This is a genomic window from Stenotrophomonas sp. 14P6.2.3, assembly GCF_057799055.1.
This window is the reverse complement of sequence record NZ_JBYOLA010000023.1, coordinates 29,228-44,094: the sequence shown is the minus strand read 5'-3', so window position 1 is coordinate 44,094 and position 14,867 is coordinate 29,228. Positions and strand designations below refer to the sequence as shown.

The window sequence follows — 14,867 nt, the reverse complement described above, 5'->3', positions numbered from 1 at the left end:
GCGTGCGCGGTGGCCTGTCAGTGCTTACTTGAGCTGGCAGATGTCCAGCACGTGCATGTCGGTGTAATCCAGGTTCTCGCCACCCATCGCCCAGATGAAGGCGTAGTTGCTGGTACCGGCACCCATGTGGATCGACCACGGCGGCGATACCACCGCTTCGTTGTTCTGGATGACGATGTGGCGCTGTGCGTCCGGCTCGCCCATGAAGTGGTAGACGCGGTCGCTGTCGCCCAGGTCGAAGTAGAAGTAGACCTCGCTGCGGCGGTCGTGCAGGTGCGGCGGCATGGTGTTCCACACGCTGCCCGGCTTGAGCACGGTCAGGCCCAGCAGCAGCTGCGAGGACTGGCAGGTGGCCGGCACGATGTACTGGTAGATGGTGCGCTCGTTGCTGGTTTCCAGCGCGCCGCGATCGAGTGCAACCGCGTCCTTGATCGACAGCTGCTTGGTTTCAAAGCGCGCATGGGCCGGGGTCGAGGCCAGGTAGAACTGCGCCGGGTTGGCGGCATCCTGCGAAGCGAAGACGACGTCCTTGCTTCCCATCGCCACGTACAGGCCATCCTTCGGCCCCAGCGTGTACACGGTGCCATCGACGGTGACCGTACCGGTGCCGCTGCCGACGTTGATGATGCCCAGCTCTCGGCGCTCCAGGAACGGATGGCCGGCGGCGGAGGCCGGTTCGGTCTGCGCGGGCAGGGCCAGCGGGCCGTTGACCGGCGCGGCGCCGCCCAGCACGAAGCGCTCGTAGTGGGTGTACTTCAGGGTCACCGCATCGGCGTTGAACAGGCCATCGAGCAGGTACAGCTCGCGCAGCTGATCGTTGCTGGCGCCCTTGATGGCATCGGGATGGGTGGCGTAATGGGTCTTGCAGTACATGGCTTCTCCAGAGCAGGGGGCGGGCCGATGGTTCGGCCCCGGCACGGTTCACGGTCGATTCTAGCCAGACAGGAAACCGGTGTCATTTTGCGCCGCACGATACCGGTCAGACGGCATCGGCGGGGTGGGGCGGGTTGAAAGGTGTCGCGAGCAAGCTGGCGACCTACCGGACTGATTCTTCTGGACGCGTCGCAAGCAAGCTGGCGACCTACAGGATTGATCCCTGCGGGATCAATCCTCTGGCGGTTGGCAGGAATCGCGCACGATCAGGTGCGGACGCACGCTGGCGATCTGCAGCGCAGGCTGGCCATCGGGCTGGATCAGCATCGCCGCGGCGGTGCGGCCGGTATCGCGGGTATGCCGGCGCACCGAGGTCAGCGACGGCCACAGGCGCGAGGCCAGCGGGCTGTCGTCGTAGCCGACGATGGACAGCTGGCGCGGAATGTTGATGCCGGCGCGCAGCGCGACCTTGTAGACACCGGCCGCCATTTCATCGTTGCCGGTGAAGATGGCGGTCGGCCGACGCTTGCCCAGCAGCAGTTTCTCGGCGGCGGCCACACCGGATTCGAAGGTGTAGCCGGCCTCGATGATGCGATCCTTCGGCAGCTCGATGCCACGCTGCGACAGCGCCTCGATGAAGCCGGCGGTGCGTTCGTGCGCCGAGCGGTAGGCACTCGGGCCGGTTACCAGGGCGATATCGCGGTGGCCAAGCGAAAGCAGGTAGTCGGCCGCTTCGGCAGCACCATCGCGGTCGTGGGTGACCACCATCTGCGAGGTTTCATCCAGCGGCAGCGCCGCCACGCGGGTGAAGCGGCAGCCGATCTCGTCCAGCATGTCCGCCAGCGCCTGGTCTTCGGACGCACGCGGCACCAGGATCACCCCATGCAGCTTCTGCTGCTGGGCGAAGCGGCGCACGCCGTCGATGTAACCCGGGCTGCGACTGTCGCAGGGGTGCACCACCAGTTCGAAGCTGGAGCCACGCAGCGCATCCAGCGCGCCGTACTGCATGTCCACGATGTACTGCGCGGTGGGGTTGTCGTAGACCATGCCGATCAGGAACGAGCGGCGGAAGGCCAGGCCACGGGCCAGCGGGTCGGGGCTGTAACCGACCTCGCGCATCAATGCTTCCACCTTGTCGCGCGTGTCCTTGCGCACCAGCGGCGAGTTGTTGATGATCCTTGAAACCGTTTTCTTGGATACACCCGACAGTCGCGCGATGTCATTGATCGTGGCTGCCTTGCCCTTTGCCAATGCCGGCGTAGCGGCATCGTTCTTGTTGCGCACTGACATGTAGTGAACCCGATAAGCCTGGGGATTCCAGCGCGCGCTCAGTCCAGCGCGCGATAGCGGAAGCTGCGGAAGGTTACCGCACCGTTGCCGGCCGCATACAGCGCCGGTTTCAGTGCCAGGAACTTGCCGGCCACATTGTGATGGTAACCGGACACTTCCATCTGAACCGGATACTTCTGCCAGCGCTGGCCATCGGCGCTGGAGTGGATGGTGACGATGTGGCGGTTGTTGGTCACCCGCAGCCAGAGCCGGCCGCCCTTGGCACTGGCCGCCAGCCGGGTGGGGCGCTCCTCGCCGTAGCGGTGCATGACGAACTGCTCGCCATTGCTGCCCACGCCCACGTACAGGCGGTCGCTGTAGAACAGCAGGGCACCGCCGACCGCGCCGGGGGCGATCTCCATCTCCACCTCGAACTGGTACGCCGGGTCGCCGGCGATGGTGGTCAGTGGCGAGGCATCGCGCGGCGTGCTGCCCTTGCCCTGCAGCACCAGGCCGTCGCCGCTGAAGCGCAGGCGCCGGTATTCATCCACCGCCGGGTTGAAGAACGCCCACTGCGGGCCGAGCGTGCGGCCGTTGAAATCATCGGACAGGGCCATCCCGTGCGGCGTCAGCGCGCTGCCCGATGGCTTGCGCAGCGGCTGCCCGAGGTCCCCGCCCTTGGCCACGAACCAGCCATCGGCGGTCCACTCGATCGGCTCCAGCAGGGCCTGCCGGCCCAGCGTCCAGAAGCCGTTCTCGTAGCCGTGGTACATCATCCACCAGCGGCCGTCGGTGCCTTCGATCACCGTGGCATGACCCCGCGACCACCACGGTTCGGCGGCCGACTGCGTGCGCATGATCGGGTTGTTCGGCGCGTTCACCCAGGGGCCGTGGATCGAGCGCGAGCGCGCGGTGATCACCATGTGCCCGGTCGGTGGGCCGGCGGTGCCGCCCACCGCAGTGGTCATGTAGTACCAGCCATCGCGGAAATGGATCTTCGGGCCTTCCTGGGCGTAGGCCTCCACGTCCCAGCTTTCCGGGTAGCGCCAGCCGTCGTACACGTGCTTCGGCGTACCCACCACGCTCAGGCCGTCATCGGCCAGCTGCACATAGTCGCCGCCGCTGAGGAACAGGTAGCGCTTGCCGTCTTCACCCACCGCATGGCCGGGGTCGATGTAGCCCCCCAGGCCGATGTCGATCGGCGCGCTCCAGGGGCCCGTAATGTCATCGGCCCAGACCACGAAGTTGCTGCGGCGCTCACCGGTGCGCGCCGGGAAGTAGATGAAGTAGCGGCCGTGGTGCTTGACGATGTCCGGTGCCCAGATCGCCCCAACGTTCTGCGTGATCGCATGGCCGAGCGGCTGCCAGTTCACCAGGTCGCGCGAGTGCCAGATCGGCAGGCCGGGATAGGCGTCGAACGAGGACAGGGTGAGGTAGTAGTCCTCGCCGTCCTTCAGCACCGACGGATCGGGCCTGTCACCGGCCAGCACCGGGTTGAGGAAGGTGCCGTTGCCAAGGTCAGCCTGGCGCTGCTGCTCGATGCCGCGCTTCCACTGCGCGGGCGCGGGATCGGCAGCCAGTGCGGGCAGCGCAGCCAGCAGCAGGCCGAGCAGGGCAGTTGCAGCAGCGCGGTGCAGGGTCTGTGTCATGGGATCGGCTCCGGTCATCAGGCGCGCAGTGCGGTGGGCAGCCACAGCGACAGCGATGGGAAGAAGGTGACGATCAGCAGCACGCCCAGCGCGGCGAACCAGAACGGCCAGATCGTGCGCATGCTCTGGCCGACGCTGATCTTGCCGATGGCGGTGCCGATGAACAGCACCGAGCCCACCGGTGGGGTGACCAGGCCGAGGCCACCGGTCAGCACCAGCACCAGGCCGAAGTGGATCGGATCGATGCCATAGGCCTTGGCCACCGGCAGGAAGATCGGCGTACAGATCAGGATCATCGGTGCCAGGTCCATGAAGGTGCCCAGCAGCAACAGCATCACCACGATCATCAGCAGCACCATGAACTGGCTGTGCGCGAACGACTGCAGGAAGTCCACCGCCGCCGCCGGCACCTGCAGGTAGGCCAGCAGCCAGCCGAACACCGCCGCGGTGGCGATCACGAACAGGATCACGCCGGTGCTGCGTGCGGCATGGATGACGGTGTCGAAGAACTCGCGCCAGCGCAGTTGCCGGTACAGCACGGTGGTGACCAGCAGGGCGTAGACCACGGCGATGGCCGCGCTCTCCACCGCGGTGAAGATGCCGGCGCGGATACCCACGAAGATCAGCGCCACCAGGCCCAGGCCGGGCAGGGCGGAGACGATGCGCAGCAGTACCGCGCGCCAGCCCGGGAACACTTCCACGCCATAACCACGGCGACGCGCGACCACATAGCCGGTGATCATCAATGCCAGGGTCATCAGCAGCGCCGGCACGATGCCTGCAGCGAACAGGTCGGCGATCGACAGGCCACCACCGGCAGCGGCCGAGAACAGGATCAGGTTGTGCGATGGCGGCACCAGCAGCGCCACCAGCGCGGCGGTGATGCTGACGTTCACCGCGAAGTCGCGGTCGTAGCCGCGCTTGACCATCTGCGGAATCATCGTGCCACCCACGGCCGAAACATCGGCGATGGCCGAGCCGGACACGCCGCCGAAGAACAGCGAGGACAGGATCGACACCTGGCCCAGGCCGCCACGCATGCGCCCCACCAGCGATGACGCCAGGGCGATCAGGCGTTCGGAGATGCCGCCGCGCATCATGATCTCGCCAGCGAAGATGAACAGTGGAATGGCGATCAGCGAGGCCGAACCGGTGCCGGCGGAGATCTGCTGGACCAGCACGATGCTGGGGATGTCCAGGTAGAGCAGGGTAGCCAGCGCGGCGGCGGCCAGCGCGTAGGCCACCGGAACGCCCAGCAGCAGCAGTGCGGCGAAAACAGCGAACAGGATGGTGATGCCCATGGATCAACGATCTCCTTCAGCGTCGGCGTCGGCTGCCGTGGCCTGCAGCGCCTTCCACGCACGGTTCAGTGCGAACAGCAGCATCAGCGCACCGCCCGCTGCCAGCGGCAGGTAGTTGATGCTCTGCGGCAGGTTGGCGCCGGCGGTCTTGATGTCCATGCCATCGAGCAGCAGGTCGGCCGACCAGAACGCGATGAAGCCACCCAGCACGGCCACCACCAGTTGGGTGAACACATCCACCGCCCGGCGCAGGCCGGCACCCATGTAGGCGTGCAGCAGGAAGAAGCCGAAGTGGCGGTTGGTATGCACGCCGCAGGCCGCGCCCAGGCTCATCGCCGTGGCCAGCAGCAGCAGCGTCACCGGCTCGGTCCAGCTGGGCGAATCGTTGATCACATAGCGGGCAAACACCTGCCAGCCCTGCACCACCACCAGGCCCAGCAGCGCAGCCACGGCGATGTAGATGGCGATGTCGGCGATACGGTCCAGCAGGCGCTGGCCGGGGCCGGCGGCGGCAATCGTCGTCTCGGTCATGGCAGTGTCCTCAGGCGGCAGCGCGGATGCGGGCGACCAGCGCGGCCAGCTCGGGTTGCTGCAGGTAATGCTGCAGCAGCGGCTGGGCGGCGGCGCGGAACGCGGGAAGGTCCACCTCGTTGGCTTTCACGCCAGAGGCCAGCACCGCGCGGCGCGCGGCATCTTCGGAGGCATCCCACTGCGCGCGCATCACCTTCACCGAAGCGCGTGCGGTCTCCAGCAGCAGCTGGCGGTCGGCCGGCTGCAGGCGCTCGAAGCTGGCGCGCGACATCAGCAGCACGTCCGGCGCATACGAGTGATCGCTCTGCGACCAGTAATGCGCCGCCTCGAAATGGCGGCTGGAATGGAAGCTGCGCATGTTGTTCTCGGCACCGTCGATCATGTGCGTCTCCATGCCGGAGAACGTATCGCCCAGCGACATCGGCGTCGGGTTGGCGCCGAGCAGGCGCATCAGCTGGATGAAGATGTCCGAGGACGCCACGCGCAGTTTCAGCCCGTGCAGATCGCTGGGCTGCACGATGGGATGCTTGGTGTTGTAGAAGCAGCGCGCGCCGGAATCATAGATCGCCAGGCCGACCAGGTCGCGGCTCTCGAAACCCCGCAGCACCGCCTCGGCGATGCCGCCATCGAGTGCGGCGCGCTGGTGCGCCACCGACTCGAACACATACGGCAGGCACAGTGCCTGGGTCAGCGGAAATGCGTTGTTCAGCGCACCGGCATACACGCGGGTGATGTCGATGGCACCGAAACGGGCCATGTCGATCGCTTCCGATTCGCGACCGAGCTGGCCGGAATGGTATTGCCGCAGGCGCAGGCGACCGTTGCTTTCACGCTGCAGCGTTTCGCCGATCCACTTCACCGCGGTCACGGTGGGGTAGTCGGCCACATGCACATCAGTGGCGGTCAGCAGCTGGCCACCGTCGATGGCATCGGCGGGCCCGCGGCCACAGGCCGCGAGCATCGGGGTGGCCAGCGCAGCAGCGCCACCGGCCAGGAAGTGTCGTCGTGTGATCATCTGCGCCCTCCCGCGCGTGTTCACCGGATCGTGCGGCGGTTACCCGGCCGGCACGGCCCTGCAGGCAATCTCGCCGAAGCCGGCAAACCGCACCAGCGCCGTCTGTCCTGCGGTGATGTCATGGATGCCGGTGGCGTTGCCGGTGGCGATCAGGTCGCCGCGCCGCAACGGCCGGCCGCGCAGTGCCGAACGGGACAGCGCGAACGCGTACGCCGCGCGAAGGCCACCGGGCAGGCGGGTCGCTCCGCCGGTGCCGACCACCTCGCCTTCGATCAGGGTTTCGGCGCGCAGGTCGGTCTCGTCGCGGGCAGTCCAGTCGGCGATCTCCGGCCCCAGCACCAGACCGTTGTTGTTGCCGAAGTCGGACACCACCACGCGCGGGCCGAGCTCGTTGATCGTCGCCAGCGGGCTGCTGGCCACCTCCACGCCGATGTACAGGCGCGCCGGCAGCGCTTCAGCCTGCTCGGGTGACCAGTGCAGCTGCGCGGCTGGAGCGTCCTCCAACAGCTCCAGCACGTACTCCGCCTCGACCGCGCCGAAGCCGCCGACGAACACGGGGATGTCCACTGTTCCACCGGTAGCATTTTTCAGCTGACGCGAGAAAACCGGGCCCAGCAGACGGTCGTCGCCGGATGCATCGCGGCGCTCGGCGGCGATGTAGCCGACCTTCCAGCCGACCACGTGGTCATCCCAGCTGGCGATGGCCAGATCCTGCACCTGGTAGGCAGCCACCAGGTCAGGCGGGACAAGGCCCGGGAAGCCGGGCAGGGCCTGGCCGGCGCGGCGCGCGGTGGTGAAGGCGTGGGCGATCGCGGCCGCATCGTCCGGCGGCGGCGTCTGCCCATGTATGCCGTGTTCGTTGCTCAAGAACGGTCTCCCTCTGGCGTTGTTGCACTGCCCATCGACAGCGTCTGCAGGAGGTGTATATGGTAAACCGGTGTCATCGTGCAAGCCGCAGCGCATCACGAGCGCTTGTCGGTGACCTCAGCCACTCTGTTGCCTCCCCGTTGGAGCCCTGCCCACCATGCGTTTTACCCGTGTGCTGTTGTTGCTGACCGGCCTGCTGTTGGCCATCCCTGCGTCCGCCGTCGATGCGCCGCTGCGCGCGGGCGAGCGGCTGGGCAAGGAGCTGGCTGGTGAACAGATACCCCTGTGGCCGACCGGGCAGGTGCCCGGCGAGACCGGCACTGCGCGACCGGCACGCGTGGTCGAGCGCAGCGATGATCCGGCCCACCCTGATCGCTTCATCGACCAGGTCGATGCGCCCTACCTGCTGGTGCACACGCCGGCCCACGCCAACGGCCGCGCGCTGCTGGTGATTCCCGGTGGCGGCTACCAGCGCGTGGTGATCGACAAGGAAGACAGCGCGCTGGTGCCGGAGTGGGTGAACCGTGCCGGCTACACCCTGTTCGTGCTGCGCTACCGCCTGCCGCAGGCCGGCCGCGACCGCCAGGCGGCGCTGGCAGACGCACAGCGCGCACTGCGCGTGGTGCGCGACCAGGCCGCACGGCGCAAGCTGGATGCCGACAGCGTGTCGGTGATGGGCTTCTCCGCCGGTGGCCACGTCGCCGCACGGCTGGCCACCGGCTTCGATGCGGCCGTCTACCCGCCGCGCGATGCCATCGACCGCCTCAGCGCGCGCCCTGCACGTGCGGTGCTGGTGTATCCGGTGATCGACATGGGTCCGCATGCTCACAGCGGTTCACGCGGACGTCTGCTGGGCGAGCAGGCCGATGCGGCGCTGGCCGCGCGGTACTCGATGCAGCAGCACGTACGCGCGGACACGCCACCGACGCTGCTGATCCACGCCAACGACGACCGCGTGGTCAGCGTGCACAACAGCGAGGTGATGGCGCAGGCGCTGGCCAAGGCGGGCGTCGAGCACGAACTGCATCTGTTCGCCCACGGCGGCCATGGCTTCGGCATGCGCATGCCGCCTGATTCAACGCTGGCCGTGTGGCCGCTGCTGGCACAACGCTGGCTGCAGGCGACGGAGGCCGCACCTTGAACGCAGGGACGACCGACCTGCAGCGCCGTCGTTTCCTGCGCGACAGTGCACGCTGGGCGCTGGCCACCGCTACCCTCGCAGCACTTCCAGTATCTGCGATGCCTGGACCACGCGATGACACGCAGATCGTTGCGCGCGTCCGTGGCGGCCGCGTGCGTGGCCAGCGCGAGCACGGCGTGCACATGTTCCGTGGCCTGCGATATGGCGCCGACACTGCGGCCTACCGTTTCCAGCCGCCGCGCCGCGAGACAGGCTGGCGAGGCATCGCCGATGCCCTGGAATACGCCGCATCTGCGCCACAGTCGGGCACGGACGGTCCGGGCAGCGAAGATTGCCTGTTCCTCAACGTATGGACGCCAGCGCTCGGCGACGGCGGCAAGCGGCCGATCCTGGTGTACCTGCATGGCGGCGGCTTCAACAACGGTTCCGGCAGCGACCCGCTGTACGACGGCAGTGCGCTGTGCCGACGCGGCGACGTGGTGGTGGTCACCGTCAATCATCGCCTGAACACCTTCGGCTACCTGTACCTGGGCGCGCAGGGCGATCCGCGCTATGCGGCCTCCGGCAACGTCGGCCAGCTCGATCTGGTGCAGGCCCTGCAATGGGTGCGTGAGCACGCAGCGGTGTTCGGCGGCGATGCCGGCAACATCACCGTGTTCGGGCAGTCCGGTGGCGGCGCCAAGATCGCCACGCTGATGGCGATGCCCGCAGCGAAGGGGCTGTTCCAGCGCGCGTGGACGATGAGCGGGCAGCAGGTCACCGCGGCCGGCCCGCGTGCGGCGGCGCAACGCGCTTCGATTGCAATGGACGCCGTGGGCGCGCGCGACCTGCAGGCACTGCTGCGCTTGCCAGCAGCCGACCTGTTGGCCGCTACGCGCGCACGCGACCCCTCGCGGGTGGAAAGCAGCGCGCTGTACTTCGGCCCGGTGCTGGATGACGTGGTGCTGCCGGTGCATCCGTTCTGGCCACAGGCACCGGCGCAGTCCGCGTCGATTCCGATGGTGATCGGCAACACCCGCGATGAGACGCGCGCGTTTCTTGGCAACGACCCGGCCAACTTCACGCTGACCTGGGAGAGCCTGCCGGCGCAACTGCAGAAGCAGCAGTTCGTCGATCTTTTACCTTCGGTGGTGATCGCAGAATATCGACGCCTGTATCCGCACTACACGCCGTCAGAGGTGTTCTTCGCCGCCACTACGGCCGGTCGTTCATGGCGTGGTGCAGTGGAAGAACTGGAGGCCCGCGCCCGGCAGACATCGGGTGCAGCACCGACCTGGGCCTACCAGCTCGATTGGCCGTCACCGGTGGAAGAGGGACGTCTGCGCGCGTTCCACACGCTGGATATTCCGCTGGTGTTCGACAACGCAGGCCTGCCCGGTGCCCGCACCGGCGGCGGTGAAGACGTCATGGCACTGGCGGCGACGATGAGCGATGCCCTGATTGCGTTTGCGCGTTCCGGTGATCCGAATCACGCGGGAATGTCGCAATGGGCCCCCTATTCACTGCCACAACGGCAGACGATGCTGTTCGATCGACACAGCCGCATGGTTGACGATCCACGCGCGGGAGAGCGTGCGCTCTATGCAAAAGTGCCGTTCGTGCAGCGTGGCACGCAGTGATGACACCGCGATGCAAACATTCTGTTAACCCGCCTCGGCTAGAGTCGGTTCATGGAAGCGATGTTCACGCCACCGCCGTTTACCGGCCGCGAGCGCTTGATTGCAGGGATCGACGGCGCTGTCTGCCTGGTCGATCCGAAGGCGATCACCGATGCGCTGCAACGGGTGCTGCGTGAGGCCATCATCGATCCGCTGATCGAACTGCCCCCCTGCGTACGCCGTCCGGTGGATGGTCATTACGCACGCCGTGAACTGCACCGCAGCCCTACGCTGGGCTACAGCGTGATTGCGATGTGCTGGGGCCCGGGGCAGGGCACGCCACTGCACGACCACGATGCGATGTGGTGCGTGGAGGGGGTCTGGCAGGGCGAGTTGATCGTGACCCCGTATGCGCTGCTGGAACAGCGTGGCGAGCGTCACCGCTTCGCCGCGCAGGACACGCTGTACGGGCACCGCGGCAGCGCCGGCAGCCTGATTCCGCCGCACGAGTACCACACGCTGCGCAACGCCAGCGACGAGGACATAGCCGTATCCGTCCACGTCTACCAGGGCGTGATGGAGCGCAGCGCGGTGTTCGATCCGCTGGATGACGGCTGGTACCAGCGCCGGGTGAAGGTGATGGAGACCGAGGCGTCCTGATCGCATTCCGCCGGGCATGGCCCGGCGCTACCAGGGCTTGTGGGCAACCGATTCATCGGTAGCGGCGGCCATGCCCGGCGGAACGCGGAATTCATCGCGGCACGTCCACCACATTGTTGAGGCGCGTCACTTCCTCACCGCCGTCGGCCAGCGCAACGCGCACGCGCAGGTTACTTCGGTCACCGGCCGGCAACGGCAACGACACCACCGTCGTCTTCGGCAACAGGTCAGTCGGTGCAGCCATCGCCGGCACTTCGGTGCGTGCGATCTCGCGGCCCCGCGCATCTTCCAGCACCGCCACACCCACACCGCTGGCCACATGCCCAAGGCCGTGCACCGTCACGTGTACCTGGCGCCCGTCCACCCGTACATCACCACGGCCCACACCCAGGTCCGGGCGTGTTTCCACCGGCGTCCCCGCAGACACACGCTCGAACTCGAATACCTCGGTGCGCCCAGGCTGGAACTGCATCGGAACCGACGCACTCGTTTCCAACTGCACCACGCGTTCGCGCGGCGTGCCGTCGATGCGGCCATCGCCGTCGGCATCCACGCCACTACGCACGCGCCATGACCCGCTGGCCACGTTCCAACCGGTCATGTCAGCGGTGATCACGCGCGCGCCGAGGTTGTGGCTGGTGACCGTGAAGTGCTCGCGCGAGGGCGCATGCACCAGCAGCGCCACCTGTTCGGCGGCACCCTCGCGATCGAAGCGCCAGCTGACGGTGTGCCCGGGCCAACTCTGGTTGCGCTTCAGGGCGATGCCACCCAGCCGTGCACGCTGCAGGAACTCGCTCGGCGCTTCCACCCGGTCGGACCACCAATGGCCTTCGGTGTTCATGTACGCGCGTTGTGCCTTGGCTTGCAGGCCATCGGCATGCAGTGCATCGATGTACTTCCGTTCCCCGCTGGCCTGCCAGGCCATCAGGCTGGCGAAGCCGGTCTTCCCGGCGTCGGCCTCGGCGGTCAGCAGCGGGTACCAGTCCTGCTGCCGGCCGAGCGCCTCCACGTAGTTCTCGCCGAGGTTGGCCAGCGCGCCGGGCCCGCCGCGCTGCACGCGGTAGTCCAGCGCCTGCAGGTACTTCGCGTCGCCGGTCCAGCGCCATGCCGCCCAGAACGTATGCATGGTGTCGCCGCTGCCGGAGCCGTTGTTGAGTTCGCCGCCGCGGGTCTCGCCGGTCGCCCAGTTGATCTCGTTGGGCAGGGTGAAGCGGCCCTTGTCGTCGGTACCGGCGTGGGCCAGATAGCCATCGGCCAGGCCGATCACCAGCCGGCGCCCGGTCGCGTCGGCGTTGTACTGGCCCAGCAGGAACGCCGGATGCAGCACCGGGAACGAGTACGGCTTCTGCCACTGCCAGTTCGGTTCGCGGTAGACCTTGTTGCCACCGAACCAGTTGCTGGAGAACAGCAGATGGCCCTGCGGGTTGCGCAGGATGATGCGCTCGTCGAACGCCTTCACCGTTTCCATCAGTCGTTCCAGGGTCAGCGGATCGCCCCAGTTGAGGTAGAGCATCGCGCTGTTGGTGTTGATGCCTTCCTCGTAGGCATGCAGCTCGTCGGTCTCGATGGTGCTGAGGCCATTGCTGAACATGCCATTGCGGTACACCGCGTCTGACAATGCGGTCAGCGAGGCATTCAGGCGGTCCGGCTGCACGCCCATCAGGGCCAGCCCCGGCCATTGCTGGGTCAGGTCGGAATCGTCGGAGATGCCGCCACCGAAATCGCCGTAGGCCACCTGCCGCTGATCGATCCACCAGTCAACGAACTGCCGCACCTGGGCCAGATCCTGCACCTGATGGAATGCCCACGCCGGTACACCGTTTGGCACCTCCGGCGCGGTGTACGGTGGTCGGCCCTGGCTGTTGTAGCTGATGTAGTTCCAGTACAACCGGCCCAGTTCGTGGTCCGGGTCGACCCGCAGCAGATCGCTCAGGTCCGCGTATACGCGCGCGTAAAGGCGCTGGCGCTTGGAGGTGGTGTGTTCCTCCACCAGGAAGCCCCAGTTGTCGCGCACCTGGTTGAAGCGGTCGGCCAGGTGCTCCTTGATCGCATCGGCGCGTGGCTTGAACACCAGCCGCACCTGCGCACCGTCGAGTGCCTTGGCGTCGAAGCCGGGCGCAGCCGAGGCGATGCTCAGCCACAGGCTGTCGGGCGTAAGGATGCGGTCGCGCAGGTCCAGCCACAGCGTGCGCTTCTGCCCGGGTTGCACCGAGACCGAAGCATCGATCATGTCGCGCGCCGGCCAGATCGGATCCTTGATGCGGATGTTCAGCGGGATCAGGCCGTCGTGCGTGGCCGGCAGGTCCAGCGCGGGGATGTCGATGGCCACGCCGTCCAGCCCGTCATGCATGTTTTCCCAGCTGTAGGCCCAGCTGCGGATCAACGGCTGGTTGGCCGGCGCATCGCCCACGCCCGAGGGAATCAACACGTGCACGATCGGTTCCGGCTCGGCCGGCAGCGTGTCGGCGCTGCGGCGCCGCGAGCCTGCGCCCTTCGGCAGCGCCATCACCGTGCTGCGTTCGGCCAGCGGATAGCGGCCGTCGATGTAACGGCGCAGGGTGTCCAGGTTGGTGTAATCGGGCAGCGCCTGGCTGTCGATGACATAGGTCTGTTTGACCGTGCCATCGGGCTCGGCGCCTTCGCTCACGTCGTACGCCCAGATCTCCTGGATCGGCGTTTCCTGTTCAACGTTGCTGAAACGCAGCACGCCCCCGGTCTGCGCCGGAATGTCGTCGACGCTGCGCACCACACCTCGCGCACGCGTCGCCAGCACCTGCGTGGCGTGCGCCGCATCGCGGCCATGGGCCAGCGTGCCGAACGCCGCACCGCGGATCTCCACGCGGTTGACGGTCTCGCCGGCCGGCACGGTCAGGTCCAGGTGCTGGCCGCTTTCCACGTAGGTGTTCCAGTCCGGCAACTGGAAGTAGTCGTTGCGGCCGGGCAGGCGCGAGCGGTTGTAGACGCCGGGCCACGTGGTTTCGGCGATACCGTCGGTGGCCTTCCACATCCATGCCTTCATATCGCGGGTATCGGCAAATTCGATCTTGCGGATACGCGTGCCGGCTGCGGTCAATGCCGGTGGCGCTGCGCCGTCCCAGCCGAAGCGATGGCGCCAGGCGCGGTCATCGCTGGCGCTGGCAACGGCGCTGGTGACGGCCTTGCCACGCGCGAGCGCACTGACGGCCGCAGCATCAAGCATGCGGTCGTACACGCGGATGTGCTGGAAATCGCTGCCGCGCAGGAAGTTGTAGCGGCTCTGCACCTGGTAGGGCGCCATCACCCGTCCGGCCAGGCCGAGCTGGTCCAGCGCCGCATCGTAGTCACCGCTGGCCTGCACACGCGCCACCTCGCGACCATCGACGAACAGGCGCACGCCCTGGTCTTCATCCCAGGCGAAGGCCAGGTGCAGCCACTGGTCCGCGCGTGGCGGCGTATCCATGCGGAACGACACGCGCGTGCGGGCAAGGTTGGCATCGGTGACGAACGCATCGAAGCCATGCCCGTTCCAGTCGATGCGCAGCCAGGCCATGTCCCAGCTGCTGTGGTCGGCATAGCCGACGCGGAAGATCACGAAGGGTGCTTCGCCCACCGCATAGCGCGCGCGCCAGTCGAAGGCGAGGGTGCCGCGCTGGGCGAGGATGTTGCCGGGTGCATCCCAGGCCAGTACGCCGTCGTCCTGCCACTGGATCGCCTTGCCGCGCGCTCCGTCGTCGACGATGTCGACCTTGTCGCGGAAGTTCGGCACCGCCTCACCCTTCGCCACCACCGCCTCAAGACCCTTGCCGGCATCGACGTGGAACAGCAGCGTGGTCGCATCGGTGGCGGCCATCGCGGGGCCGGCAGCCAGGGCCACCGCCAGCAACAGGCAGCGGGACAGGATAGAGCGGTGCGGCATCAGGCGTTTCCTTTCAACGGGCGACGGCCGGCAAGGGCCGCCGGACCGTAGCAAGGCCACGCCGCGAC

General features: G+C 67.4%; 11 protein-coding genes. 3 read left to right on the top strand and 8 right to left on the bottom strand.

Going from position 1 to position 14,867, the window contains the following annotated elements; translation table 11 throughout:
* Nucleotides 1-24 precede the first annotated feature (24 nt).
* From kduI to AC27VL_RS16035, 7 genes are all read right to left on the bottom strand, one after another.
* Entirely contained in the window at nucleotides 25-873 is an 849-nt protein-coding gene (gene kduI, locus AC27VL_RS16065; RefSeq protein WP_089241851.1) for a 5-dehydro-4-deoxy-D-glucuronate isomerase, read from the bottom strand.
* A 231-nt stretch (nucleotides 874-1,104) separates the two neighbouring features.
* A complete protein-coding gene (locus tag AC27VL_RS16060; RefSeq protein WP_346558515.1) occupies nucleotides 1,105-2,163 on the bottom strand; it encodes a LacI family DNA-binding transcriptional regulator in 1,059 nt (352 codons plus the stop codon).
* Between the two features lie 38 nt (nucleotides 2,164-2,201).
* Nucleotides 2,202-3,791 (bottom strand): family 43 glycosylhydrolase, encoded by a 1,590-nt coding sequence (locus AC27VL_RS16055; RefSeq protein ID WP_488767337.1) that lies wholly within the window; start codon nucleotides 3,789-3,791, stop codon nucleotides 2,202-2,204.
* A gap of 17 nt (nucleotides 3,792-3,808) precedes the next feature.
* A complete protein-coding gene (locus AC27VL_RS16050) occupies nucleotides 3,809-5,092 on the bottom strand; it encodes a TRAP transporter large permease (RefSeq protein ID WP_488767335.1) in 1,284 nt (427 codons plus the stop codon).
* 3 nt (nucleotides 5,093-5,095) lie between these two features.
* Entirely contained in the window at nucleotides 5,096-5,623 is a 528-nt protein-coding gene (locus AC27VL_RS16045; RefSeq protein WP_375068657.1) for a TRAP transporter small permease, read from the bottom strand.
* A 10-nt stretch (nucleotides 5,624-5,633) separates the two neighbouring features.
* Nucleotides 5,634-6,638, bottom strand: a complete 1,005-nt coding sequence (locus tag AC27VL_RS16040; RefSeq protein WP_488767333.1) for a TRAP transporter substrate-binding protein — start codon at nucleotides 6,636-6,638, stop codon at nucleotides 5,634-5,636.
* A gap of 39 nt (nucleotides 6,639-6,677) precedes the next feature.
* The gene (locus AC27VL_RS16035) at nucleotides 6,678-7,505 is read right to left on the bottom strand and encodes a 2-keto-4-pentenoate hydratase (protein WP_251477401.1); all 828 of its coding nucleotides are present in this window, start codon (nucleotides 7,503-7,505) and stop codon (nucleotides 6,678-6,680) included.
* 175 nt (nucleotides 7,506-7,680) lie between these two features.
* Here AC27VL_RS16035 and AC27VL_RS16030 point away from each other — a divergent pair, with 175 nt between their 5' ends.
* From AC27VL_RS16030 to AC27VL_RS16020, 3 genes are read left to right on the top strand one after another with little or no spacing between them, the layout of a single operon-like run.
* Complete coding sequence (locus AC27VL_RS16030; protein WP_488767356.1) at nucleotides 7,681-8,646, top strand: alpha/beta hydrolase; 966 nt, start codon at nucleotides 7,681-7,683, stop codon at nucleotides 8,644-8,646.
* Nucleotides 8,643-10,265, top strand: a complete 1,623-nt coding sequence (locus tag AC27VL_RS16025; RefSeq protein ID WP_488767331.1) for a carboxylesterase/lipase family protein — start codon at nucleotides 8,643-8,645, stop codon at nucleotides 10,263-10,265. The genes AC27VL_RS16030 and AC27VL_RS16025 overlap by 4 nt, the downstream gene beginning before the upstream one ends.
* A gap of 51 nt (nucleotides 10,266-10,316) precedes the next feature.
* Nucleotides 10,317-10,904 carry a cysteine dioxygenase family protein gene (locus AC27VL_RS16020; protein WP_099819440.1) on the top strand — a complete coding sequence of 196 codons (588 nt, stop codon included), beginning with the start codon at nucleotides 10,317-10,319 and terminating at the stop codon, nucleotides 10,902-10,904.
* Between the two features lie 91 nt (nucleotides 10,905-10,995).
* Here AC27VL_RS16020 and AC27VL_RS16015 read toward each other — a convergent pair whose 3' ends face one another.
* A complete protein-coding gene (locus AC27VL_RS16015; RefSeq protein WP_488767329.1) occupies nucleotides 10,996-14,799 on the bottom strand; it encodes a LamG-like jellyroll fold domain-containing protein in 3,804 nt (1,267 codons plus the stop codon).
* Nucleotides 14,800-14,867: the final 68 nt, after the last annotated feature.

Coding starts and splice junctions, on each gene's coding strand:
- AC27VL_RS16040 (WP_488767333.1), bottom strand. CDS start 6,638: ATGATCACACGACGACACTTCCTGGCCGGTGGCGCTGCTGCGCTGGCC.
- AC27VL_RS16050 (WP_488767335.1), bottom strand. CDS start 5,092: ATGGGCATCACCATCCTGTTCGCTGTTTTCGCCGCACTGCTGCTGCTG.
- AC27VL_RS16020 (WP_099819440.1), top strand. CDS start 10,317: ATGGAAGCGATGTTCACGCCACCGCCGTTTACCGGCCGCGAGCGCTTG.
- AC27VL_RS16060 (WP_346558515.1), bottom strand. CDS start 2,163: ATGTCAGTGCGCAACAAGAACGATGCCGCTACGCCGGCATTGGCAAAG.
- kduI (WP_089241851.1), bottom strand. CDS start 873: ATGTACTGCAAGACCCATTACGCCACCCATCCCGATGCCATCAAGGGC.
- AC27VL_RS16045 (WP_375068657.1), bottom strand. CDS start 5,623: ATGACCGAGACGACGATTGCCGCCGCCGGCCCCGGCCAGCGCCTGCTG.
- AC27VL_RS16015 (WP_488767329.1), bottom strand. CDS start 14,799: ATGCCGCACCGCTCTATCCTGTCCCGCTGCCTGTTGCTGGCGGTGGCC.
- AC27VL_RS16055 (WP_488767337.1), bottom strand. CDS start 3,791: ATGACACAGACCCTGCACCGCGCTGCTGCAACTGCCCTGCTCGGCCTG.